This is a genomic window from Actinosynnema pretiosum, assembly GCF_002354875.1.
In the GTDB taxonomy this organism is placed as follows: Bacteria; Actinomycetota; Actinomycetes; order Mycobacteriales; family Pseudonocardiaceae; genus Actinosynnema; species Actinosynnema auranticum.
The window spans coordinates 5781397-5806156 of sequence record NZ_CP023445.1; the positions used below are offsets into that span (position 1 = coordinate 5781397).

Annotated in this window: 17 protein-coding genes; 10 read left to right on the plus strand and 7 right to left on the minus strand. The window is 73.9% G+C overall.

Going from position 1 to position 24760, the window contains the following annotated elements; all coding sequences use genetic code 11:
- Positions 1–214: 214 nt before the first annotated feature.
- From CNX65_RS24435 to CNX65_RS35695, 5 genes are all read left to right on the plus strand, one after another.
- Complete coding sequence (locus CNX65_RS24435; protein WP_096495860.1) at positions 215–952, plus strand: glycosyltransferase; 738 nt, start codon at positions 215–217, stop codon at positions 950–952.
- Positions 949–2505, plus strand: a complete 1557-nt coding sequence (locus CNX65_RS24440) for a glycosyltransferase family 4 protein (protein WP_096495861.1) — start codon at positions 949–951, stop codon at positions 2503–2505. Before CNX65_RS24435 ends, CNX65_RS24440 begins: the two co-directional genes overlap by 4 nt.
- Positions 2502–5084, plus strand: a complete 2583-nt coding sequence (locus tag CNX65_RS36415) for a glycosyltransferase (RefSeq protein WP_198320552.1) — start codon at positions 2502–2504, stop codon at positions 5082–5084. Before CNX65_RS24440 ends, CNX65_RS36415 begins: the two co-directional genes overlap by 4 nt.
- Complete coding sequence (locus tag CNX65_RS37380) at positions 5081–6571, plus strand: glycosyltransferase family 39 protein (RefSeq protein ID WP_096495862.1); 1491 nt, start codon at positions 5081–5083, stop codon at positions 6569–6571. Before CNX65_RS36415 ends, CNX65_RS37380 begins: the two co-directional genes overlap by 4 nt.
- A gap of 110 nt (positions 6572–6681) precedes the next feature.
- Complete coding sequence (locus CNX65_RS35695; RefSeq protein WP_157767831.1) at positions 6682–7716, plus strand: acyltransferase family protein; 1035 nt, start codon at positions 6682–6684, stop codon at positions 7714–7716.
- A 28-nt stretch (positions 7717–7744) separates the two neighbouring features.
- Here CNX65_RS35695 and CNX65_RS24460 read toward each other — a convergent pair whose 3' ends face one another.
- From CNX65_RS24460 to CNX65_RS37385, 4 genes are all read right to left on the minus strand, one after another.
- On the minus strand, positions 7745–8533 hold the full coding sequence (locus CNX65_RS24460; RefSeq protein WP_096495863.1) for a thioesterase family protein: 789 nt from the start codon (positions 8531–8533) through the stop codon (positions 7745–7747).
- The gene (locus CNX65_RS24465) at positions 8530–9120 is read right to left on the minus strand and encodes a TetR/AcrR family transcriptional regulator (RefSeq protein WP_096495864.1); all 591 of its coding nucleotides are present in this window, start codon (positions 9118–9120) and stop codon (positions 8530–8532) included. Before CNX65_RS24465 ends, CNX65_RS24460 begins: the two co-directional genes overlap by 4 nt.
- 140 nt (positions 9121–9260) lie before the next feature.
- Positions 9261–11894, minus strand: coding sequence for a glycoside hydrolase family 3 protein (locus CNX65_RS24470; RefSeq protein WP_096495865.1), 2634 nt, complete (start codon positions 11892–11894; stop codon positions 9261–9263).
- A gap of 238 nt (positions 11895–12132) precedes the next feature.
- Complete coding sequence (locus tag CNX65_RS37385) at positions 12133–14517, minus strand: pectinesterase family protein (protein ID WP_232519990.1); 2385 nt, start codon at positions 14515–14517, stop codon at positions 12133–12135.
- Between the two features lie 216 nt (positions 14518–14733).
- Here CNX65_RS37385 and pip point away from each other — a divergent pair, with 216 nt between their 5' ends.
- Positions 14734–15660 carry a prolyl aminopeptidase gene (pip, locus tag CNX65_RS24485; RefSeq protein WP_096495866.1) on the plus strand — a complete coding sequence of 309 codons (927 nt, stop codon included), beginning with the start codon at positions 14734–14736 and terminating at the stop codon, positions 15658–15660.
- A gap of 54 nt (positions 15661–15714) precedes the next feature.
- On the opposite strand, the gene CNX65_RS24490 is transcribed toward pip, so the two are convergent.
- On the minus strand, positions 15715–17241 hold the full coding sequence (locus CNX65_RS24490) for a non-reducing end alpha-L-arabinofuranosidase family hydrolase (protein ID WP_096495867.1): 1527 nt from the start codon (positions 17239–17241) through the stop codon (positions 15715–15717).
- A 554-nt stretch (positions 17242–17795) separates the two neighbouring features.
- Here CNX65_RS24490 and CNX65_RS37995 point away from each other — a divergent pair.
- Positions 17796–18779 carry a methionine--tRNA ligase gene (locus CNX65_RS37995; RefSeq protein WP_096495868.1) on the plus strand — a complete coding sequence of 328 codons (984 nt, stop codon included), beginning with the start codon at positions 17796–17798 and terminating at the stop codon, positions 18777–18779.
- A gap of 21 nt (positions 18780–18800) precedes the next feature.
- On the opposite strand, the gene CNX65_RS24500 is transcribed toward CNX65_RS37995, so the two are convergent.
- The gene (locus tag CNX65_RS24500; protein ID WP_096495869.1) at positions 18801–19391 is read right to left on the minus strand and encodes a class I SAM-dependent methyltransferase; all 591 of its coding nucleotides are present in this window, start codon (positions 19389–19391) and stop codon (positions 18801–18803) included.
- A 246-nt stretch (positions 19392–19637) separates the two neighbouring features.
- Here CNX65_RS24500 and CNX65_RS24505 point away from each other — a divergent pair, with 246 nt between their 5' ends.
- Entirely contained in the window at positions 19638–20792 is a 1155-nt protein-coding gene (locus tag CNX65_RS24505; protein ID WP_096495870.1) for an FAD-dependent monooxygenase, read from the plus strand.
- A 51-nt stretch (positions 20793–20843) separates the two neighbouring features.
- On the opposite strand, the gene CNX65_RS24510 is transcribed toward CNX65_RS24505, so the two are convergent.
- The gene (locus CNX65_RS24510) at positions 20844–22892 is read right to left on the minus strand and encodes an MMPL family transporter (RefSeq protein ID WP_232519991.1); all 2049 of its coding nucleotides are present in this window, start codon (positions 22890–22892) and stop codon (positions 20844–20846) included.
- Between the two features lie 78 nt (positions 22893–22970).
- Here CNX65_RS24510 and CNX65_RS24515 point away from each other — a divergent pair, with 78 nt between their 5' ends.
- A complete protein-coding gene (locus CNX65_RS24515; protein ID WP_096495872.1) occupies positions 22971–23435 on the plus strand; it encodes a MarR family winged helix-turn-helix transcriptional regulator in 465 nt (154 codons plus the stop codon).
- A gap of 52 nt (positions 23436–23487) precedes the next feature.
- Positions 23488–24624, plus strand: a complete 1137-nt coding sequence (locus tag CNX65_RS24520; protein ID WP_096495873.1) for a glycosyltransferase — start codon at positions 23488–23490, stop codon at positions 24622–24624.
- Positions 24625–24760 lie beyond the last annotated feature (136 nt).

Sequence of the window (24760 nt, forward strand, 5' to 3'; positions counted from 1 at the left end):
GTGTGACATGCCCCCTGAGATTCCGGGCCTGAACGATTTTCGCAAACACACTTGGTAACGTCCCTCGGGGCCTCCCCGATGTGCGTCAGTGATGGCGTCGACGGATGGCCCGTGACGCCCTGCACACTTTTCTCCCGGCTACGTCACCCCCTATTCCTGCGGCGGACGAGCGCGCCCGGAGAAGTTCAGCCACTGCTTCGGAGGAAAGCCCACCATGAGGTCAAGCCTGAGCCGCGTCGCGGACGCGGTTGAGCTTGAGATCGTTGTTCCCGCCTTCAACGAGGCGGACCGGTTAGCGGGCTCACTGAAGCGCGCCGCGGCCTTCCTGGAGACCCAGCCGTGGACGTCCCGGCTGGTGGTCGTGGACAACGGCAGTTCCGACGACAGCGCGGCCGTGGCCGCGAGCGTGCCGACCGGGCGGGTCGGCATCGAGGTCATCGGCTGCGCCGAACCCGGCAAGGGCGCCGCGGTCCGACGTGGCCTGTCCGCCTGCACCGCGCCCTACGCGGGCTTCTTCGACGCGGACCTGTCCACGCCCGTCGAGACCCTGACCAGGACCATGGCCGAGCTGCGCGCGGGCGCCGCCGCCGTCATCGCGTCCAGGCACGCGCCCGGCGCGCGGTTCGTGACCAGGCAACCGCTGGGCAGGCGGGTGGGCGGGCGGGTGTTCCGCACCCTCACCAGACCGCTGGTGCCGTGCGTGCGCGACACCCAGTGCGGCTTCAAGTTCTTCCGCAGGACCGCGCTGGGCGCGGCGCTGGAGCGGTGCCGGGTGGACGGGTTCGCGTTCGACGTGGAGCTGCTGCGGCGGGTGCGCGAGGCGGGCGGGGAGATCGTCGAGGTGCCGGTGGACTGGACCGACGACCGGCGCTCCACGTTCCACCCGGTGCGCGACGGGATCGCGTCCTTCGCGTCCGTGGTCAGCCTCTACCGGACGGCGGTGGCGCGGTGAGCGCGGTCGAGCTGTTCGGCAGGCACGTGCTGGTGCTGAATTGGCGGGACGTCCGGCACAGCCTGGCGGGCGGCGCGGAGCAGTACATGCACGAAATCGGCAAGCGGTGGGTCGCGGCGGGCGCGGAGGTGACCTGGTTCACGGCGCACGAGAAAGGCGCGCCGAGGTCCGAGGTGATCGACGGAATGCGATTCCTGCGGGCCGGCGGGACGCTCGGCGTGTACGGGCGGGCGGCGCTGCGGATGGCGCGGCACGGGCACCGGTTCGACGCCGTCGTGGACTGCCAGAACGGCATCCCGTTCTTCTCGCCGCTGTTCCTGCCGCGCGCGACACCGGTGGTGCAGCTGGTGCACCACGTGCACCAGGACCAGTTCGCGCTGCGCTTCCCCCGGCCGCTGGCGGCGGTGGGGCGGTGGCTGGAGGGCCCGGTGTCGCGGCGGGTGTACGGCGGGCGGGCGCACGTGGCGGTGTCGCCGTCGACCCGGCGGGAGATGCGGGGGCGGCTGAAGCTGCGCGCCCCGGTGTTCATCGTGCCGAACGGGACCGCGCGGGTGTTCCCGGAGGTCGGGCGGACGGCCGCGCCGACGATCGTGGTGGTGGGCAGGCTGGTGCCGCACAAGCGGGTCGACCTGCTGCTGGAGCGGCTGCCCGAGGTGCTGGCGCGGTTCCCCGACCTGGTGGTGCACTTCGTCGGCGACGGGCCGGAGCGGGAGCGGTTGCGGGAGCTGGCGGCCCCGCTGGGGCGGGCGGTGCTGTTCCACGGGCGGCAGCCGGACGCGGTGCGCGACGAGCTGCTCGGGCGGGCGTGGCTGACCGCGTCGGCCTCGGCGGCCGAGGGGTGGGGCTGCTCGGTCGTGGAGGCGGCGGCGGCCGGGGTGCCGTGCGTGGGCAGGCGGGTGCCGGGGATCAGGGACTCGGTGGTCGACGGGGTCACCGGGTGGCTGGTCGACGACGAGCGGGACCTGGGCGCGGCGGTCGTGCGGGCGCTGCGGGCGGTGACCGCGCCGCAGGACGCGGCGGCGGTGGCGGCGCGGTGCCGGGCGTGGGCGGCGCGGTTCGACTGGGAGCGGAGCGCGGACCTGCTGGCCGGGGTGCTGCGGCAGGAGAGCGGGGCGGTGCGGGCCGGGGCCCGGCCGCGGCGGGCGCGGTCGGACATCGCGGCGGTGGTGGAGATCCCCGGCCGGGTGCCGACCGCCGGGCTGGTGCGGTCGACGGACCAGGTGGTGGTGGCGGACGGGGTGACCCGGTTGCTGCTGGGCGGGTGCGACGAGGTCGGCGCGGCGAAGGTGGTGCGGCGGCTCGGGGTCGGGAAGGCGCGCATCCGGCTGGCGACCCGGTACGACCTGCTGGCCGGGCCGGTGGAGGTCGGCGGGAGCGTCGACGCCGGGGTCGCGGGCGGCGGGGTGGTGGACGCCGGAGTGGTGGGCGCGGTCGGCTCGGCGGAGATCGGCGGCGAGGGGGTCGGCGCTGCGGGGGTCGGCGCCGCGGGGATCGGCACTGCGGGGATCAGCGCCGCGGAGGTCGACGCGCGGGCCGGGGAAGCGGTCCGGTGAGCGGGGCGGCGTGGGGTGAGCGGCCGGGCGTGGAGTGGCGGGTGCGGCCGAAGGGCCCGCCGCAGGCCGGTCGGCGCGGTGACCGGGAACCGTTGCGCGGCAGCGGTTCCCCGGACGGCCGGGCGCGGCCGGGGCACGAGGTCCGGAAGCGGGCGGAGGACCGGGCGCGGGCGGAGCGCGAGAGCGGGAGCCGGGCGCGGTCAGGGCCCGAGGACCGGGCGCGGGCGGGCCGGGGGAACCGGGTGCGGCGGGCAGGTCGCGCTCGGTTCCCCGGTGGGGCGACGGCGCTGCTCGCCGCGTCGTCCGCCGTGGTCGGCGGGCTGAGCTACGGGTGCGCGCTGCTGATGGCGCACCTGCTCCCCCCGGCCGAGTACACCGCGTTCGGGGCCGCGCAGTCGCTGCTCACCGCCGTCGGGGTGGGGATCGGCGCGCTGGTGCCGCTCCCGCTGGCCCGCGCGGTGCGGGAGAACCCGGCCGGGTCGGACCGGCGGCGGGACGGGATCGCGTTCGCGGTGCTGGTGTCGGTGCTCGCCGGGGTGGTGGGCGCGGTGGTGGCCGCGGTGACGGCGACCTCGTTCGCCGCGCCGGGGACGGCGCTGCTGGTCGGGGCCGCCGCGTTCGCGGTCGCCTGCACCGCGCCCGGCTGGGGCTGGTTGCAGGGCGAGGGCCGGTTCCACGTGTACGCGGGCGCGTCGGTGGCCGAGGTCGCGCTGCGGCTGGGGTGCAGCCTGCTGCTGGTCGGGATCGGCGCGGGCGGGCCGCTGGTGGCGTACGCGCTGGGCGCGCTCGCGGCCGTGGGGTTCTCGACCCGCTACCTGCGCCCGGACCTGGGGCTGCGGCTCGGCGCGCGGCGGCTGGGCGTGCTGCGGGAGGCCGAGCGCTGGCGGGAGACCGGCGGGGTGGCGGCCGTGCAGCTGGTCGTGGCCGGGCTGCTGTGCGCGGACTCGGTGCTGGTCGCCGCGCTGGACGCGGGCGCGGGCGGCTACCAGGCGGTGGCGGCGCTGGCCAAGGCCCCGGTGTTCGTGGCCACGGCGGCGGTGGTGGTGGGCTTCCCGTCGCTGCGCGGGGACCCGGCGGCGGCCGGGACCGCGCTGCGGTCGTTCGCGCGGCTGGCCGTGCCGTCCGCGCTGCTGCTCGCGGTGCTCCCGGCCGGGCTGCTGCTGCCCGAGCGGTACGCGGCGTCGGCCGGGCTGCTGCCGTGGCTCGCGCTGGCCTGCCTGGGGTACGGGGCGGTGTCGGTGCTGGCGGTGGTGCTGCTGGCCGCGCGGTGGCACGCGCGGGTCGCGCTCGCCCTGACCGGCGCGGCGGTCCTGGTCGGCTCCGGGCTCGCGGGCGGCTGGCACCTGGCCGGGACGCGCGGGGTCGCGGTCGGCGGCGCGGCCGGGTCGGCGGTGGCGGCGCTGGTCGCGCTGCTGCTCGCCGCCCCCCTGCTGCGCCGCGCGCAGGCGCCCCTGCCGCGTCCGGCGCGGGACGGCCGGATCCGGGTGCTGCACCTGGGTTTCGAGGACCCCGCCGCGCCGGGCGCGGGCGGCGGGTCGGTGCGCACGCACGAGGTGAACCGGCGGCTCGTGGCGCGCGGGCACGAGGTGACCGTGCTGACCACGCGCTTCCCCGGCTGCGCCGACCGCACGCAGGACGGCGTGCGGTACGTCCACATCGGACCGTTCTCGGGCCGGACGCGGCTCAGCCGCTTCCTCGGCTACGCGGTGGCCCTGCCGCGCGAGGTGCGGCGCCGGGACTGCGACCTGGTGGTGGAGGACTTCTGCGCCCCCGTGTCCAGCCTGGCCGCGCCGCGCTGGACCGGGCGGCCCACGGTCGGCGTGGTGCAGTGGCTCAACGCGCGCGAGAAGGCGCGCGAGTACCGGGTCCCGGTGCACTGGGTCGAGCGGTACGGGGTGCGGTCGCACCGCAGGCTCGTCGCGGTGTCCAGGGGCATCGCCGAGCGGCTGGTGGCGCTGAACCCCGACGTGCTGGTGCGGGTCGTGGCGAACGGGGTCGCGCAGGACGCGTTCGAGGTGACCGCGCCGCGCAGCGCGGACGTGGTGTTCGTGGGGCGGCTGGAGATCGCGCAGAAGGGCCTGGACCTGCTGCTGCGGTCGTGGGCCCTGGCGCGCCACCGGGTTCCGGGCTCGCTGGTGCTGGCCGGGAGCGGTCCCGACGAGGCTCGGGTGCGGGCGCTGGTCGCGGAGCTCGGCCTGGCGGACCGGGTCCGGTTCGCGGGCTGGGTGTCGGGTGGGGAGAAGTTCCGGCTGATGGCGGGCGCGCGGGTGGTGGCCGTGCCGTCGCGGTACGAGACGTTCGGGATCGTCGCGCTGGAGGCGCTGGCGACCGGGACGCCCGTGGCGGCGTTCGACATCCCGTGCCTGCGGGAGATCGTGCCCGAGCGGGCGGGCGAGCTGGCGCCGTCGTTCGACGTGGCGGCCTACGCGGACCTGCTCGCACGGGTGGACGGCAGGTGCGACGGCGGCGACGGGGCGCGCAAGCGCTTCGCGGGCCGGTACCGGTGGGACGGCTTGGCCGTCGAGCAGGAGCGCGTCTACCTGGACGCGGTGGCGAACGGGTCAGGGAGGACCGGATGACGACGACCACGCGCACGACGCCCACGAGCGGTGGGCCCCCTGGAGCGAGGTGGGCGGTCGGGTGGCCGGTGGCGCTGCTCGGGCTGTTCGTGGTGGCGCTGGGGCTCCGGCTCTACAACGCGGCCTCGGCGCACGAGCTGTTCATCGACGAGAGCGAGTACACCGACATCGCCCGGTCGATCGGCGAGGGGCGGGGGGTGCGGTTGTTCGGCGAGCCGTTCCACCTGCACCCGCCGCTGCTGTTCGGGCTGCTGTCGCTGTTCGCCGACCCGGCGGCGCCGCTGCTCCAGGCGGTGCTGGACCTGCGGTGGGTCAACGCGGTGCTGGGCGGGGCCAGCGCAGTGGTCGTGGCGCTGCTGGCGGACCGGGCGCGCGGGCGGGCGGCCGGGGTGCTGGCGGGGGCGCTGTTCGCGCTCAACCCGTACCTGGTGAAGTTCGACAGCCGGGTCACGCTGGAGACGCTGATGGGCCTGGGGGTGCTGCTCGGCGTGCTGCTGCTCGCGGTGGCGGGCGCGCGCGGGGCGTGGGCGCTCGCGGCGGGCGCGGCGTTCGGGCTGGCGCTGGTGAGCAAGGAGACCTCGGCGCTGGTGACGACCGTGCCGCTGCTGCTGTTCCTGGTGCTGCGCAGGCCCGTACCGCGGCGGTCGGCGCTGCTCGCGCTGGGCGGGCAGGCGGCGGTGTACGCGGTGTACGTGGCCGGGATCGCGGCGACCGGGCACCTGCCGGGGTGGTGGGGCGAGAAGTCGTCCGGGGTGCTGCGGGCGGTGGGGGTCGTGCAGTCCACCGGGTACAACGCGCCGGGCCGGTCCTCCCTGGGCGAGCGGTTGATCGCCAACTCCGGGCTGTTCGCCCCGGCCTACCTGGTGATCGCGTTCGGCGTGGTGGCGGCGTGCGCGCTGCTGGCGCTGCGGTGGCGGGAGCTGGCCGACGGGCCGCTGGCGGTGGTGCTGCACTGGCAGGTCGCGGTGTGCCCGCCGATGGCGTACACGGTGCTGTTCGGGACCTTGGAGGAGCAGACGTTCTACCTCGTGGCGGTGCCCGCGACGGCGGCGACGGCGGTGGTGCTGGCCGGGTGGCTGGCCGACGCCGGGCGGGTGCGGCTGGTGGCGGCCGGGATCGCGGCGGTGCTGCTGGTGTGGTCGGCGGCGGCCTGGTCCGTGGTGCACACGACCCGCGACGACGGGTACGCGCGGTTCCAGGCGTGGGCCGACCGCGAGCTGCCCGCGAACTCGCGGCTGGCGGTGGGCGAGCACACCGGGAAGTTCGTGCTGACCGGGTTCCGGGTCAAGGAGGTGCGGACGGCGCGGGCCGCGTTCGAGTGGGGCGGGTACGCGCTGGTGTCCACGGCGCTGGCCGAGCGCGGGCTCGGGTCGATGCCGCAGTCCGAAGTGGACGAGCTGGCGCGGGGCGCGCGGCTGGTGCACGTCGAGCGCGGGCGCACCCTGGGCGAGCTGCGGCTGTACGAGCTGGGCGGCGGTCGGCGGTGACGGCGGACGGGGTCGGTGCGGGCGCGGGGCGGGGGCGGACCGGCTTGGCGGCGGGGTCCGGCGCGGCGCGCGGCGGCGCCGGCCCCGTCACCGGCGGGGACGCGGTCCGGTTGTCCGGGAAGGGGATCCGGTCGCTGACCGGGTTCCGGGCGCTGCCCGCGGCGGGGGTGCTGGCGGGTCACCTGGCGCCGTTCGCGGCGGTGATGGTCCCGGCGACGGCGGGCGCCTGGCAGGCGGTGGACCGGGTCAACTACCTCGCGGTGGACGTGTTCTTCCTGCTCAGCGGGTTCGGGATCGCGCTCGGGCAGGCGGCGTCCGGGCGCGGGCACGGGCGGTTCCTGCGGATGCGGCTGGCCCGGTTGTGGCCGCTGCACGCGGTGGTGCTCGCGGGGTTGGCGGTGGGCGCGGTGCTGTCGGACGTGCTCGGGCTGGGGTTCGAGCGGGGTGGGACGTGGGCGGACTTCGTGGCGCAGGCGCTCCTGCTGCACGGGTGGGGGTTCGCGGACTCGCTGTCGTGGAACGGGCCGACCTGGTCGCTGAGCGCGGAACTGGCCTGCTACCTGGTTTTCCCGGTGATCTGGGCGCTGGTGCGGCGGGTGTCCGGGGCAGGGGCGGCGTGGTGCTGGCACTTCGTGGCGCTCGGTGTGGTCTTCGGCGCGTACTGGGTGCTCGGGGCGGACGACGCGCACCTGACGTACCTGGCTCCGCTGTGGCGGGCGTTCGGGGACTTCACGGCGGGGGCGCTGCTGAGCCGGGCGCACCTGGCGGGCGGGCGCGGGCCGGAGGTGTTGGGGCGCTGGGCCTTGCCGCTGGTGGCGGGAGTGTTCGCGCTGGTCCCGGCGCTGGCGCTGGTGGGCGCGCCGCCGCTGTGGGCGCTGGTGCTGGTCGGGCCCGCCGTGCTCGGGGTCGCGCAGGAGGGCGCGGCGGTGCGGCGGGTGTTCCGGGGACCGGTGGCGCTGCGGCTGGGCCGGTACAGCTTCGCGGTGTTCGTGGTGCAGGTGCCGTGCCTGCTGGCGCTGTCGCCGTTCGTGGACGGGGTGCTCGGGGTGGTGGCCGTGGTCGCGGCGGTGCTGGTGGTCGCGGCGGTGTGCCACCACCTGGTGGAGGCGCCGTGCCAGCGGGCGCTGCGCGGGTCGCGGGGGTGACCGGGCACGGCGTCGGGCCCGGTTCCCGTCAGTGCCGCACGCCCGCGATCTGGGTGGCGTGGGCGACCAGGCGGCCCCTGCTGTCGAAGGCGTGCGCGGTCTCGTCCATGCGCTGGCCGCCGACGTCGGTGGCCACCATGCGGATCCGGACCGGGCCGGGCGCGGGGAGGCGGCGGATGTGCGCGGACATCTGGATCGTCGGGGCCCAGCCGGTGAGGCCGAGGTCGTAGGAGATCGGCGGCACCGGGTCGAGCGGGACCAGCAGGGACAGCGGGTCCCAGTCCGCGCCGTCGGCCAGCCGGTGCCAGGTGGTGATCTCGCCCCGGCGGGCGGGCTCGCCCCGGACGAACCCGGCGGCGGCCGGTTCGACGCGCTGCTCGACGACCTTGAGCAGGTCGATGGGGAAGCCGCCGGGGCCCTCGGCGGGCATGAGGAGGCAGTCCTCCTCGGCGGGGCCCTCCGCGTCGACGGAGGTCCACCAGGGTTCGGCGTCCTCCAGGTGGCCGAGGGTGACCAGGGCGTCGGCGCAGCTGGTCCCGTCCTGGCTGAGGCGGGTGCGGAACTGGCTGAGCGACCTGCCCGCGCGGATCTCCTCCACCTCGACCTGGACCGGGGCGGGCTTCGGCGACTTCGAGAAGGAGGCGCTGATGGCGAGCAGGTGCGGGTGGGTCGGCGAGGACGCGGCGCGGGCGAGCAGCGCGAGCAGGTACCCGCCGTGCGGACGCCCGCCGACCGTCCACAGCGGATCGAGGTCGGCGGTGCGGGTCCCGTCCTCGGCGGTGGTGAGCGCGGTGGCGCGGTCGAATTCGCTTCTCACGCTGGGTTTCCTCCGGTCGGGGCGGTCAGGTGGGCGAGCGCGGTGGTCAGGAGCCCGTCCGCGAGCGGGTCGTCACCGCAGGCGCGGGCGAGGGTGAGGGCGCCGACGGCGGTGCAGATGTCGACCAGGGCGCGCTCGCGGTCCGAGCCGTCGAGCGCGCCGATCAGGTCGGCGGTGCGGCGCAGGCCGTCCGCGAACGCCTCGGGCAGCGGTGATCCGGGCGCCGAGCGGGCGCTGTCGGAGGCGAGCGCGGTGATGGGGCAGCCCCGGTCGGGGGCGTCGCGGTGGCGCGGGGAGAGGTAGGAGGCGAGGAAGGCGGCGCGCGGGGGCTCGCCTGCCTCCTCGGCGCGCTCGACCAGCCCGCGGACGGCCTGGGCGCGCTCCTCGAACGCGGAGGCGAAGGCCTGGGCGACGAGGTCGTCCTTGGAGCCGAAGTGCCGGTAGAAGCCGCCGTGGGTGAGGCCGACGTCGGCCATGACCCGCTGGACGCGCAGGCGGTCGACGCCGTGCTCGCGGATGGCGCGGCTGGCCGCGTCGAGCACCTGGGCCCGGTGCTCGGCGGCGCGGGCTTGGCTGGCCCTGGGCACACCCACCTCCCCTACTGGCCGGTAACCGGATAGATGACGTGCATCATCTATCACCGGCACGGGCCTGGCAAGGGGTCCTGAACAGCGAGAAGCGGGCCCCGCCGGAACGGGACCCGCCTCTGGTCGAGCTCGGCCGCGCGTCAGCCGCTCAGCTCAGCGCAGGTCCTCGCGTCCGGGTCGGCGCCCGCCTGCGGCACCCACCGCACGTTCGCGAACGACGCCTCGAACTGACCGTCGGTGTAGACCAGGAACGGCGTGTTCACGCCCTCCAGGTCGAGGCCCGTGGCCTCGAAGCAGCTCACCGGCACCTTCACCGTGGCCTTCTCCCCCACCGCCAGCGAGTTGAACACCCCGGTCGCGTTCACCTCGCCCAGGCACGGGTACGTGCAGTGCGCGCTCAGCACCGTCCGCGCCGCGGGCTTCTGGTGCACGATCACGTCGAACACGAGCGCCCCGTTGGTGTTCCGGTAGCCGCGCAGGTCGCTGACCCCGCCCTGCTGCTGGAGGTACACCTGCGCCGGGCCGACGCCGGTCCACTTCGTGCGCAGCGCGTCCGCCTGCACGTTGACGTCGGACGGGGCGACCGAGATCTCCGCGTGCGCGGCCGTGGCGTCCGGACCGATCTCCGTGCCGCCCCAGTTCTCCGCCGAGCCGATGAAGCTCTTGTACGGCGCGATGTCCTGGCGGATGAAGACGTCCAGGTCCTCGGTCGCGCTGCCACCGCCGCCGCTGCCGCCGCACCCGGTCTCGGGCGAGGTCTCGTCCAGGCGCCCGACCTTGCTTCGCTCCCAGGTCTTCAGCCCGTAGCCGGGCTTGAACAGCGGGTCGTAGCCCTCCTGGCCGGGGTTGAGCGGCGTCTGGCACGCGCCCTTGGGCCAGGAGTACGAGAGCGTCCCGGTGAAGCCGGGGAACGTGTGCCTGCCGCGCACGAGCTGGTCGGCGACGCCGCCGCCCTCGGTGCCGGGCAGCCAGGCCGCGACGAACGCGTCCGAGCGGTTCAGCTCCTTGTTCACGTGCAGCGGTCGGCCGGACACGTAGACCGTGACGACCGGCGCGCCCTTGCCGCTGACCTTGTCCAGCACGGCCAGGTCGTTCGGGTAGAGCTTCGCCGCCTCCAGCGAGCGCCTGCCCAGGTCGCCGTTGCCCTCGGCGTACGGGGTCTCGCCGATGACCGCGATCACCGCGTCGAAGCCCTCGGGGTCGACGTCGCCGGTCTCGCTGAACACCACGTTCTTCTCACCGAGCGCCTGCTTGAGGCCGCCGAGGATGGTGGTGCCGTTGGGGAAGTCGGCGTTCGTGTTGCTGGTGCCCTGCCAGGTGAGCGTCCACCCGCCGGTCTGGTTCTGCATCGAGTCGGCGCTCTTGCCGACCACCAGGACCTTGGCGCGCGGGCTGAGCGGCAGCACGTTGCCGTTGTTCTTCAGCAGCACCTGCGACTTGCGCACCGCCTCGCGGGCCAGGTTCTCGTGCTGCAACGCCTTGTCGCCCGCGTGCTCGCGCTGGGACGGCTTCGGCGCGTCGAACAGGCCCGAGCGCAGCTTGACGCGCAGGATGCGGGTCACCGCGTCGTCGATGCGCGCCTGCGGGATCTCGCCGGACTCGACCTGGGCGGTGGTGTTGGCGATGAACGCCTTCCAGTCGGCGGGCACCATCACCACGTCGACGCCCGCGTTGATCGCCTGCGGGCAGCTGGAGTTGGTGCAGCCGGGGATCTGCCCGATGCCGTTCCAGTCCGTGACGACGAGGCCGTCGAAGCCCATCTTGTTCTTGAGGATGTCGTCGAGCGCGCGCTTGCTGCCGTGCAGCTTGCCCTCGTTGATGCCCTGGTCCTCGTTCGTCCAGCTGTTGAACGACACCATGACGGACTGGGCGCCCGCGGCGAGCGCGCCGTAGTAGCCCTGGCCGTGCACGTTGATCATGTCGGCCTCGGACGAGGGGTTGACGCCCTGGTCCTTGCCGCCGGTCGTGCCGCCGTCGCCGATGTAGTGCTTGGCGGTGGCGATCACGCCGTCCTCGCCGATCCGGCGCTTCGCGTCGTCCTGCAGGCCCTTGGTGGCCTCGTAGCCGTAGGCGCGGACGATCCTCGGGTCCTCGGAGAAGCCCTCGTAGGTGCGGCCCCAGCGGTCGTCCTGCGGCACGGCCAGGGTCGGTGCGAACGCCCAGTCCTGGCCGGTGGCGCGGATCTGCTCGGCGGTCGCGGCGCTCACGTCGCGCACCAGGCACGGGTCCTTCGCCGCGCCGAGGCCGATGTTGTGCGGGAAGACCGTCGCGCCGTAGACGTTGTTGTTGCCGTGCACGGCGTCGATGCCCCACAGCACCGGCACCTTCAGCCTGGTGCTGACGGACGCCTGCCAGAACGAGTCGGCCAGCGCGAGCCAGTCGCCGGTGGAGGCGTGCTTGTCCCGGTTGGGCCAGGTGCCGCCGCCGTTGAGCACCGAGCCGATGTTGTACTGGCGCACCTCGTCCGGCGTGATCGCGATGATCTCGGGCTGCGTCATCTGGCCGATCTTCTCGGCCAGGGTCATCTTGGAGACGAGCTCGCGCACCTTGCGCTCGTCGGCGGGGTTGGACTTGACCTGGCTGGTGACCTTCGGCCAGGTGGCCAGGGTGGGCAGCGACTTCTCGATCCGGGCGCAGCCGTGCTCGGTGCGCGGTTCGCCGATGACCGGCTGCTTGGGGCCTCCCCCGTGCGCGGACGCCGGTGCGGCGGCGGCCGTGAACAGGCCCGCTGTGAGTAGTGCGACCAGTGCCGTGCTCAGGTGTCTGCGGGACATCGCGTTGGTCCGTCTCCTCGGCTGGGCGGCGGCGTTGCCTGCGACGCATCCTGAAGTGGCCTGGACCACCCGTCAAGGGGAGGTGGGAGCGCTCTCATGGCGGTTGCGCGGGTTTGTCACCCGGTTGGCGCAACGCGTCGGCGTCTTCGCGGTGGCGCGCGTTTCCGGGCGGGAGCGGACACATCGACACGAGCGGCCCCGTCCCCCGCCGTCGGGGGCGGGGCCGCCGCCAGGCCGGTCAGACGCCGATGTTCGACTGCGGACCCGCGTAGGTCCGGACGAGGTTCGGGACGTCAGCGGCCGGGTCCGGGGTGTAGGCGTAGAAGGTCTTCGGGTCGAAGGCCGCCCCGCCGCTCTGCTGCTTGCCGCTGGAGTTCACGACGACGTTGCCGCTCTGCTTGAGCTGGGCGGTGTCGTCCTTGTAGTAGGGGTCCTTGACCTTGTCGAAGTAGGAGTTCTCCAGCACCATCTTCGTGGCGCCGCGCGCGTAGTTGCCGTAGGACTTCACGTTCTGCAGGTAGTTGTTGTACAGGTGCGCGTAGGCGACGTTGTCGGTGCTGGGGTTGCGCTGGTTGGTGTCGCGGATCCAGTTGTGGTGGATCGTGATGCGGGCGGTGACGTTGTCGGTCCAGCCGATGCCGAACGACTTGTTGTTCTCCGCCAGCACGTTCCAGGACACGGTGAGGTTCGTGGTGTCCTTGCGGCTGTCGATCAGACCGTCGTTCATCCGCGTGATCGTGTTGTGGTCGATCCAGACCTTGTTCGAGCCGTCGATCTGGATGCCGTCGTAGTCGAAGTCCTTGTCGTCCGGGTCGTCCGAGGCGACACGGGTGTCGCGGATCGTCAGGTTGCGGATGATGACGTTGGAGACGCCGTTGAGGGTGAACCCGCCGTTCACGATCTGCCCCGAGGTCCCGACCCCGACGATGGTCTTGTTCGACGTCACCGGGATCTCCTTCCCGTACGGCGTCACGGTGATCTGGCCGGAGACCTTGATCGTGTAGGGCGTGCTCGCGCTCGCGTGCTTCACCAGGTCGGCGAAGTTCGTGACGGTGACCGAGGGACCGCCCGCGCCGCCGGTCGTGCCCTTGGCGAAGCCGTCCGCCGCGCTCGACCAGTCGCGCGCCGCCGAGAAGTCGGTCGAGGTCGCCACCACCGGGTTCCAGCCGTCGCTACCGGCCAGGTACTTCTGCGGCGTGTACTCGCCCGCCTGGGAATCGGACAACTGCGGCCGGTTCGAGTTCGACCCCGCGCCACCACCCGTGTTCCGGTACTCCAGGAACCGGGCGTTCTTCCAGTTGTTGTCCGACATGTTCGTCCACGGCTCGCCGGTCCTGACCGTCACCGAGAGGGTCGACTCCCGGTACAGCACCTGCGCGTCCGGCCGCCACGGCCGACCCAACTGCGTCACGTTGTTGGCCGCACCCGTGATCGTGGACCGGTAGAACAGGAACCCGTACTTCTTCCCGGCCGCCGTGCTCGCCGCCGTGATCGGCCCACCGCTGGAGCGCTTCTCGTGCACCGTCGTCCGGTCGAACACCACCGTCCCACCACCGAAGATGAAATCGACCGTGCCCTCCACGTACGAGTCCACCACATAAGCACGGGTCGCGTCGTTGACCAGGAACGTGTCCTGATCACCCAACAACCGCACGTTCCGCAGCACGATCCGATCCGCGTTCGTCTGCAACGCCACCGCCTGCGCACCCGACGGAACACTCGACTCGTCCAGATCGTTCGAGATCGTCAGGTTCTCCGCCACGAACCCCGCACCCCGCGCGAAGAACGACGCGCTGTTCGACGTCCCGTGCGAATAAGCGCTGTTGTTGTACACGATCACCGTGTTCGACGGCCCCGAACCCAACCCCCGCACCGTGATGTTCGGCTTGTCCGCCGGAATCGTCACCACCTCGCGGTACGTCCCCGCCTTCACCGTGATCACCGTCCGCGCCGAGCTGTTCGACGGAGCCGCGTTCACCGCGTCCTGCACCTTGCGATACGTCCCCGACCCGTCCGCCGCCACCGTCGGCTTCTCCGCCGACCCGACCGGGCTGAACAACCACTGCTTGTTCGAGTTCTCCGAGCAGGTCTCCTGGATCACCGCCGCGCCGGCCGTCGTCGAGCCGCCCTTGGTGGTCAGGCACTTGCCGTTCGCCGCGTTGACCACCTGGTAGGTGCCGGAACCGGACGCGGTGACGCGCCACTGCTGGTTCGCCGCCGAGCCGCAGGCGCGCTGCTGGAGCGCGGCGCCCGAGGCGGTGTTGCCGTTGACCGGCTCGACGCACTTGCCGCTGTTGGCGTTGACCAGCGTGCCGGACGGGGACCAGGTGAACTGCTGCCAGCGGTCGGCCGTGCAGCCCCACTGCTGCAGGAGCTCGCCGTCCGCCGTGGACCCGCCGACGACGTCCAGGCACAGGCCGCTCTTGGTCACGGCGAGGGTGTAGGTGCCGCCGGACGCCGGGGTCGCGGCGTCGGCCTCGGGGGCGGTGAGCACCGCCGGGGCGGTCAGCCCGGCGGCCAGGGCCACCGCCGCGAGAACCGCTCTGGGAATGAGCGCCACTTTCTCCTCCTCGTTGAGGATTGGTCTGGCCTGGGAGCGCTCCCGGAATGCGACTGTAGCCACGCGGCCGGGGCTCCGAAAGACAGACATCCGAGGTTTCGAACGCTTCGACGGCATTCGTTCGACGGGCGTTCGGGCACGGAGCGTGCGGATATTCCACATTCCGACGAGGTGAGACGCGATGCGGGACCATCACAGAGCGGTGCGTGACGGCGGATGTCCGGGCAACCGCTTTCCTGCGGCCTCCCCGACCCCGTTCCGACCACTAGCCTGACCCCCGTGCACCCGGTGACCGAACCACACACGAGCGGGCGGCTGGCGGTCGGCGACGGCCACGAGCTGCACTGGCAGATCCACGGGAACCCGACCGGGAAACCGGTGGTGGTCCTGCACGGCGGTCCGGGCGCGGGCCTGCGCATCAGGGCCACCAGGCTGCTCGACCCGGCGGTGTACCGGGTGGTGCTCTTCGACCAGCGCGGCTGCGGGCGCTCGACGCCGCACGCGGGCGAGCCGGAGGTCGACCTGTCCACCAACACCACGGACCACCTGGTGGCGGACCTGGAACTGCTGCGCGCGTCCCTGGACGTCGAGCGCTGGCTGGTGCTCGGGGCGTCCTGGGGCGCGGTGCTCGGGCTGGTGTACGCGCAGCGCTTCCCGGAGCGGGTGACCGGGCTGGTGCTCGCGGGCGTGGCGACCGGGCGGCGGGTGGAGACGGACCTGCTCACGCGCGGGCTCGGGGAGGTGTTCCCGGAGGCGTGGCGGGAGTTCAGCGACTTCGTCGGCGCGCCCGAGGGCGACCTCTCGGCGGCCTACCTGGAGCGGCTGGTCGACCCGGACCCGCTGGTGCACCTCGCGGCGGCGGACGCCTGGTGCGCGTGGGAGGAGGCGGTGCTGCCGCAGACTCCGGGGTCGCTGGCTGACAAGGTCGGGCGGGACCGGTTGGCGTTCGCGCGGCTGGTGGCGCACTACTGGGCGCACGGGAGCTGGTTGCGGGAGAACGAGGTCCTGGACGGCTGCGACCGGCTGGCCGGGGTGCCGGGGGTGGTGGTGCAGGGCGAGCTGGACCTGATCAACCTGGTGGGGACGCCGTGGCTGCTGGACCGGGCGTGGACGGCGGGCGAGCTGGTGGTGGTGCGGGAGACCGCGCACGGCGGGTCGGCGGCGATGAGCGAGGCGTGGAAGGCCGCGGCGGACAGCTTCCGGTGACGCGGAACCGGCGCCCCCGCGAGCGGGGGCGCCGGTCCGGTCAGCGGGTCGGGGTCAGCGGCGCAGGGTCAGCACACCCGGCCGCCACGGCAGGCGGTCGTACGGGCCGGTCGCGCCGGGGTCCTTGCCCTGGTAGAGCAGCTGCAGGTTGCACGGGTCGATGGTCTTGGTCTGGTCGGGGTTCTGGCGCACCAGGTCGCCGTGGCTGATGTCGTTGGTCCAGGTGGCCCCGCTGTTCGCCTTGCCCGCGAAGGGGTTGCTCTCGGTCGCGGCCTGCGGGGTCCAGGAGCCGCCGAGGCTGCTGGAGGTGAACGACCGGAAGTAGCGGCCGTTCGCGCCCATCGCCTCCACGATCATGAGGTACTGGTTCTGCCCCTGGACCTTGTACACCTCGACGCCCTCGAAGAGGTTCTCCTTGGTGTCGCTCATGATCTGGGTCCAGGACGAGCCGAAGTTGCCGGGGAAGTTCCCGAGCGGCATGGTGCTCCGGTAGATCTTCCCGTTGTCACCGGCGAAGAACAGGTACATGTTCGTGCCGTCGGCGATCAGCGTCTGGTCGATCGGCCCGGTGCCGGAGTTCGGGATGCTGCCGGTGAACAGCGGCTGCGGTGCGGACCAGCCGTTGGCGTTGGTCGGGTCGCTCGACGTCCGGTAGCTGAACGCGGTCGGCCCCCACTGGTAGGCCAGCACCCAGATGTTCTTGGGGGCGAAGTAGAGCAGCGTCGGCGCGACGGTCCCGCTGCTCATCGCGTTCTGCGGGGCCGAGGCCAGGTCGGACCAGTTCGTGACGGACCCGAAGTTCATCGAGCCGTACGTCGCGGACGAGGTGACCATCGTGCCGTAGACGAGGTGCTTGCCGTTGTGCACGACGGTGGTGAAGTCCTTGAGCGCCAACCAGCCCGACTTGGGGTTCGCCAGCGAGCCGGTGGAGGACCAGCGGTAGCTCGACGGCAGCGAGCAGGTGCCGCCGGGCTGGGTGGTGGTGGTCGTCGTCGGGCCGCTGCCACCGCCGACCCGGACGAACTGCCACTGCTGGTTGGCGCCGTTCCAGTCCGAGTACTGCACGACGTTGCCGCCGTCCGCGGTGGACGCGCCCTGCACCTCGACCGCCTTGCCGCTGTTGCGGTTGACCAGGCGCACGTAGCCGCTGTCCGAGTCCGCGAGGCGGAACTGCTGGTTGGTGGTGTTGTTGTCGGTCCACTGGACGATCGCGCCGCCGTCGGCGGTGGAGAAGTTGTGGACGTCCAGGACCTTGCCGGACAGCCGGGACTTGACCCGGTAGTAGCCGTCGCCCGAGTCGACGAACTGCCACTGCTGCTGGTTGCCGTCGTTGCGGGCCCACTGGGTGATGCGGGCGCCGTCGTCGGTGAGCAGGTTGTAGACGTCCAGCGCCTTGCCGCTGTTGCGGTTGACCAGCACGTACCACGCGCTCGGGTCGACGGTGGCCGCCGACGCGGGTGGCGCGCCGATCGCGACCAGCACGCCACCGAGCAGCGCGGTGACGGCGGCGAGGACACCCGCCAGGCGGCGCGCGGGGGCGCGCGGGGCGGTGGTGGGCGGGCGCTGTCCTGGTCCGGGCATGGCCGTGCTCCTCTTCGTCGAGGTGAGGGGCGGCGCTCGGGCGGTGAATGGGGCTCGCGGCGACCCGTTTCCGGACCGGGTGTGGGAGTGGACCGCCGCTGCCGCGAGCGCCGCCGGTCTTTTCGCCCAGAACTGTGCGGGACGGGAAGTGGCCGGTCAAGGCGCATCGACAATGTTTCGCGCGGGCACGCCGAAGATTCCCGGAATGGGCTCGACTGCTAAAGTCGGGCAATTCTTTTAGCAGTGGGATTGGCTCCGCGGCCGGGCACGCAGTGCCGCGTCCCCCGGACCACCGTGGCCCGCACCCCCGTCTCCCGCGGCTCCGCGTCCGCGGGCTCGATCCCCTTCTCCCTAGCGTCACGGTGACCGACCCGTTGCCCTTCACGGGCCCCTCCGGTGCTCGTCGTGCTGGGCTCTCACGCCCCTGTGACGTCCGGGCCTGCGGCCACTGTTGCGCTTCCGGTGGGAATTCCCCGCACGCCCCCGCCCTCGGGGACTTCGGAACCGGGGAAAAGACCTCGAACCGGGCGGGCGCGCGCTGCTAGCGTCCGGCCATGGCCCGGTTCTACGTGGTGGCGACGGGTTCGGCCTCGGGGGCGCTGCTGGCGGACGTGCTGGCCAGGCACCGGAGGATGGTCGGGGACCGGGTGCGGTTCCTGGCGGGCGCGGGGGTGGCGCGGACCGAGCTGGGGCTGGTGTCCACGGAGCTGTTCGACCCGACCTCGGCGCGGCACGTCGCCGGGCTGGCCGCGCTGCGGGCGCGGTGCCCCGGCCTGGAGGTCGACGACGAGCTGGGCGCGCCGGTGACCTCGCTGGGGTTCGGGTCGGAGGCGTCGAACTACCGCCGGTGGTGGCTGGAGGCCGACCAGCGGGTGCGGGTGGTGGAGACGGGCGCGCGGGCGCGGCTGTGGCGCGCGGTGCTGGCGGCGGCGGGCGCCCCCGGGTGCACGACCGTGGTGGCGCCCGCGACGCGGGAGGAGCCCGTGGCGGCGGCGGTGTCCCAGGTCAGGGAGGCGCCCGCCGAGCTGCCGGGGGCGCGGGAGCGGGGGCACGGGGTGGACGTGCTGCGGTGGTCGCTGGTGCGCGGGGTGGACGAGGCGGTGGCCCGGCGGGAGCTGGGGCGCGAGCTGGGTGGGCTGGTCGACCGGGTGGTGGTGATGGTGCACCGGTACCGGGGCGGGACTCCGCCGGACGCGGCGCCGCCCAGGGGCGCGGAGGAGCTGGTGGCCGCGTGCGCCGGGGTGCGCGGGGGCGTGCGGGGCGCGTTGGCGCGGTTCGACTTCGCCGCGGCCTCGGGCGAGGTGTGGCGGGTGGTCGAGGTGGCCAACCGGTACCTGGAGGCCAGCAGGCCGTGGGAGCTGTCGCGGAGCGCGGACCCGAGGGTGGACTCGGTGCTGGCGGTGCTGCTGGCGGCGTGCCGGGTGCTGGCGGTGGAGCTGACGCCGTTCGCGCCGGGGTTGGCGGCGCGGGTGGCGGAGCAGTGCGTGTCGCTGGCGGACGTGCTGCCGCAGCCGCGCGGGGTGTTCCCCAAGTCGTAGGTCCCCCGCGCGGCCGGGTGGTCAGGCGTCCCGCCTGGCCCGCAGGATGATGTCCACGTGGTGGTTGTTGGCCTTCAGGGCGCGGTCGCGCTTGACGTCGGTCTCGATGGTCCAGCCGTCGCCGAGCAGGGCGCGCACGTCGGCCGGTGAGGCGAAGTCGGCGTAGGGGAACTCGGTGCCGTCGTGGCCGTGGAACGCGCCCTCGGCCGGGGTGTCGTGGGCGACGAGCAGCAGGCGCCCGCCGGGCGCGACGGCCCCGATCAGGTGCTTGGCGGTGTCGGGTGCGGTCTTGAGGATCGGCAAGTAGTGCGCGGAGACCAGGTCGTAGGTCTCGGCGGGGGCCTCCTTCGCCAGGTCGAGCAGCCTCCAGGTGATCTCGTGCGGGGTCTGCACGGCGGCGGCGCGGTCGAGCGCGACCTGCGAGATGTCGACGGCGGTGACCCGCCACCCCTGCGCCGCGAGCCAGCGCGCGTCGGAACCGTCGCCGCAGCCGACGTCCAGCGCGCGCCCGGCGGGCAGACCGGTGACCTCGTCGACGAGGGCCCCGTTGGGGTTCCCGCTCCAGCTGAAGTCGACGTTGGTGTACATGGCGTCCCAGAACTCCTGATCCACGAGGACGATGGTGCGGCCGGTGCGGGCGGGCGGCCAACTTTTGTTGCCGGAATGGCAACGCGGGTTGTGGGCGGGTGGTCCGGGGGCGCCGGGCACCGGGCCTGGCCGCGCGCGCAGGCCGCCGACCAGGGCTTTGTCGAAGATCAACGCGACCTATACTCCCGCTGTCAACCACCCGCGCCGCCCGACCCCGTTCTCGCGGTCCCCGGAGCGCGGGTGGAGCCGGGAACTCGGGGAGGACCTGCCGTGCGGGCAGTGGTGGTGGGTGGCGGGGTCAGCGGTCCCGTCGTGGGGATGGCGCTGCGCAAGGCCGGGTGGGACGCGGTGGTCCTGGAGGCCCGCGACACCCCGCCCGAGGGGCTCGGCGACGGGTTGTCGGTGGCGCCCAACGGGATGCGGGCGCTGGACGTGCTCGGGCTCGGGGACGCGGTGCGGGGCGTCGGGGACGACATCACCGGGCTGGTCGTGCGCAACGGCGCGGGCCGGGTGCTCGGGGAGCTGACCAGCGATCCGGCGATGCTGCTGGTGTGGCGGGGCGAGCTGCGCAAGGTGCTGCGCGCGGAGGCGGCCCGGCGCGGGGTGCGGGTGCTGCACGGGCGGCGGCTGCTGCACGTGAACGAGCGGGAGGCGGTGTTCGCGGACGGCAGCCGGGAGCGGTTCGACCTGCTCGTGGGTGCGGACGGGGTGCGGTCGGCGGTGCGGCGGTACGTGGTGCCCGAGGCGCGTCCCCGGTACGCGGGGGTGCTGGGGTTCGGCGGGAACATCCCGTTCACCGGGCAGAACAGCACCGGCGGGAAGGTCGTGCTGGTGCACGGGCGGCGCGGGTTCTTCGGCTACCAGGTGCTGGAGGACAGCTCGGGCGGCTGGTTCGCGCACCTGCCGAGCCCGAGGGCGCTGACGATCGCGCAGGTGCGCGAGCGCGACCCGAAGGACTGGATGGCGGAGCTGACCTCGGTGTTCGGCGAGGACCGGGGGCCCGCGGTGGAGCTGATCGGGCGGACCGCGCCGGACGCGCTGGTGCTGTCCGGGGCGCTGGAGGAGCTGGACCCGCTGCCCCGGTGGTCGCGGGGGAACGTGGTGCTGGTCGGGGACGCGGCGCACGCGCAGTTCCCCAACTCGGGGCAGGGCGTGGCGCTGGCCGTGGAGGACGCGGTGGAGCTGGCCCGGTGCGTGCGCGACCTGGGGGCGGCGGGCGGGGTGGTGGCGTTCGAGCGGCTGCGGCGGGCGCGGGTGGAGCGGATCGGGCAGCAGGCGGGGCGGGCGGTGCGCAACGCGGTGACCGGGCCGGTGGGACGGGCGGTGCGGGACCTGGTGATGCCGGTGGCGATCCGGCGGGTGGGGCCGAGCGCGTTCCCGTGGCACCGGCACGAGATCGACTGGGACGCTCGGGTGACCGGGTGAGGGGCGGTCGGTGGTCGCCCCCTCGCGGGAGGGCGACCACCGACCGCCACGTCAGGACGCGCTGCTCTCCAGCTCCCGCTCGCCCTCCTCGGCCCGACCCGGCCGCGCCAGCTTCGACGGCCACCAGATCTTCCGCCCGATGTCCACCCCCAGCGCCGGGACCAGCAGCGACCGGACGATCAGCGTGTCCAGCAGCACGCCGAACGCCACGATGAACGCCAGCTGCGCCAGGAACAGGATCGGCAGCACGGCCAGGGCCGAGAACGTCGCCGCCAGGACCACGCCCGCCGACGTGATCACGCCGCCGGTGATGGTCAGGCCCTTGAGCATCCCCTCCCTGGTGCCCAGGCGCGCGGTCTCCTCGCGGACGCGGGTCATCAGGAAGATGTTGTAGTCGATGCCCAGCGCCACCAGGAACACGAAGCCGAACAGCGGCACCACCGGGTCCGCGCCGGGGAAGCCGAACACGTGGTTGAACAGCAGCGCCGACACGCCCATGGTCGCGCCGAACGAGAGCACCACGGTGGCCATCAGCAGCAGCGGCGCGACCAGGGAGCGCAGCAGCAGCACCAGGACCAGGAACACCACGAGCAGCACGATCGGGATGATCACCAGGCGGTCGCGGGCCGAGGTGTTCTGGGTGTCGAGCTGGGTCGCGGTCGGGCCGCCGACCTTGGCCTCCGCGCCGTCCACGGCGTGGACCGCGTCGCGCAGGCGCTGCACGGTGGCGGTCGCGGCCTCGGAGTCGGCCGGGTCGGCCAGGGTCGCGTTGATCCGGACCAGGCCCTGCGCGGTGCCCGCGACCTGCGCGTTCGACACGCCGTCGACGCCCGTGGTCGCGGCCAGCACGGCGTCGGCGGACGACTCGCGCGCCAGCACGACCGTGGGCGAGCCGGAACCGCCGGGGAAGTGCCGGGACAGCACCTCCTGGCCCGCCACCGAGTCGACCTCGGTGAGGAAGACGTCGGACTGGGCGGTGCCGGAGGCCTTGAGCTGCGGCACGAACGCGACGCCCGCGAGCAGCACCAGCACGGTGATCACCCAGGTCGCGCGCGGCTTGGCGCCGACCAGCCGGGCCACCTTGCCCCACAGGCCGCTGGTCTCCGGGTGCGGCGAGCCGTGCGCGGGGCGGCGCGGCCAGAACGCGGCGCGGCCGAACAGCACGAGCACGGCGGGCAGGAACGTCACGGACGCCAGGAACGCGGCGGCGATGCCGGTGGCGGCGACCGGGCCGAGGCCCTTGTTGCTGTTCAGGTCGCTGAACAGCAGGCACAGCACGCCGAGCACGACGGTGCCCGCGGACGCGGCGATCGGCTCGATCGTGGCCTTCCACGCGGTGCGCATGGCCGCGTGCTTGTCCTCGGTGTCGCGCAGCTCCTCGCGGAAGCGGGACACCAGGAGCAGGGCGTAGTCGGTGGCCGCGCCGAAGACGAGGATGAACAGGATGCCCTGGCTCTGGCCGTTGAGGTCGACCGCGCCCGCGTCGGCGAGCAGGTAGACCGCGAGGCTGGCGACGCCGAGCGCGAACACGCCGGACAGCAGCACGATCACCGGCAGCAGCGGGCTGCGGTAGACGAGCACGAGGATCACCGCGACGACGGCGGCGGCGACGAGCAGCAGGATGCCGTCGATGCCGCCGAACGCCTCCTTCAGGTCGGCGATCTGCGCGGCCGGGCCGGTGACCAGCACGGTCAGCCCCTCCGGCGGGGACGCGAACGCCTCGCGCAGCTCCTCCACGCCGGGCGCGGGCTCGGCGCCGTCGAGCAGGACGATCCGCTGGGCGGCCTTGTCGTCCTGCTGGGAGGGGATGAGCGGGGACGCCTCGCCGGGCAGCTCGGCGCCGCTGAGGTACTGGCGGTCGGCGTCGGTGAGGCCGCTGTCACGCTCGGCGATGACGATGGCGGGTACCTGGCGGGAGGTCTCGAACGCCTTGAGCAGGGTGGCGACCTCGGTGGCCTCGGCCGAGGAGGGGAGGAAGGCGGTGTTGTCGTTGACCGACACCTCGCTGAGCTTTCCGGCGTAGGGGCCGCCGAATCCGCCGAGCGCGAGCCACGCCACGGCGATCAGGGCGGGCAGCAGCCAACGTGCGCGCGATGTCACGGGAGAATGTCCTCCGGAGCCATTAACTTCGACCATCGAACTATCGGACGATCGAAATAGTAGAGGAAGGACGCCGGTGTGGCAGATCACGACCTGCTCGTTCGGCTGTTGCAGCTGCTGACGGTCGAGTCGGACCGCTTCGCCGAGCGGTTCGGGGAGCGCCACCGGATGCACCGCACGGACCTGAACGCCCTGCTCCACATCATGGAGGCGCGCTGGTCCGAGCAGCCGATGACGCCGGGACGGCTGGCCGAGGTGATGCGGCTGAGCGCGTCGGCGACCACGTCCGTGCTCGACCGGCTGGAGTCCTCCGGGCACGTGCACCGGGTGCGCAGCGCGACCGACCGGCGGCGGGTGGACCTGGCGGTGGACCAGCGCGCGCTGGAGCTGGGCCGGGAGTTCTTCCTGCCGCTGAACGAGGCGTTCACCCGCGCCTGGGCCGGGTTCGACGAGGCCGAGCGCGCGGTGGTCGCGCGGTTCCTGCGCGCGAGCATCGAGGCCACCACCGAGGTGCGGGACAGCCTGGACGAAGATCACGGTTGACCAGGGACTTCCGCCCTGTCCCGCAGTGATCGGCGCGGGATACCGTAGCCGCGTGAAGATCCTTTTCTCCAGTCTGGGGACCTTCGGCCACACCTACCCCGTGCTGCCCCTGGTGCGGGCCGCGGTGGAGGCCGGGCACGAGGTCGTCTACGCCACGACCGAGCGGGTGCACCCGGCCATCGCGGCTGCGGGCGCGGAGCCGGTCGCGGCCGGGTGGGACGTGCGGCAGGCCGTCGCGCACCAGTTCGGCCGCCCGATGCGCCCGCAGGACCTGTCGCCGCAGGAGCAGGAGCGGGTCTCGGCGATCTCGTTCGGCACGGTCCTGCCCGAGCGCTTCGCCACCGACCTGGCCCCGCTGCTGGAGCGGCACAAGCCGGACCTGGTGATCCGCGAGGTGCTCAACCCTGGCGCGGCGCTGGCCGCGGCCAAGGCGGGCGTGCCGGCCCTGTGCCACGGCCTCGGCCGGATGGACGCGGTCGACCTCGGCCCCGCGCTGCACGCGAACGTGCGCGAGGTCGCGGCCGGGCTGGGCGTCGAGCCCGCCGGTGACGGGCTGCTGCTGGGCAACCCGCTGCTGGACATCTGCCCGCCCGCGTGGCAGCGCGACCTCGGCGACGCCGAGCGGCTCCCGCTGCGGCCGGTGCAGCACAGCGACGACGTGCCGGTGCCCGAGGGCGTGGTGGGGCGCGACGGGAAGCTGGTCTACCTGTCGCTCGGCACCGTGTTCAGCGACGCGCCGGTGCTGCGCGGGGCGATCGACGGGCTGGCCGCGCTGGACGCCCGCGTGGTCGTGTCGGCCGGGCCGCTGGTGGACGTGGACGCGCTGGGCGAGCTGCCCGCGAACGTGAGCGTGCACCGCTGGCTGCCGCAGGGCGAGCTGCTGCGGCACGCCGACCTGTCCGTGCACCACGGCGGCATGGGCACCACGATCGGCAGCGCGGTCGGCGGCGCGGTGCACCTGGTGCTGCCGCAGGGCGCGGACCAGTTCGGCAACGCCGAGGCGGTCGTCGGGTCGGGCCTGGGCCGGGCGCTGGTGGGCGCGGACGCGACGGTCGAGGCGATCACCGGGGCCGCGCGCGAGCTGCTCGTGGACGGGGAGCGCCGGGCGGCGGCCGAGGCGATGGCGGCCGAGATCGCGGCGATGCCGTCCCCCGAGGACGTGGTCGCCGAGCTGGGGCGGCGCGTGTGAGCCGCGCGGTGCGGCGCCCGGCGCTCCCCGAGCCGGACGCCCGCCAGGCCGCCTGACGCGGGACTCCCCCAGCCCACCGCCCCGGAACCGCTCCGCCCGACCGCACGCCGTCGCCGGGCCGCTCCGTCCGGGGTGC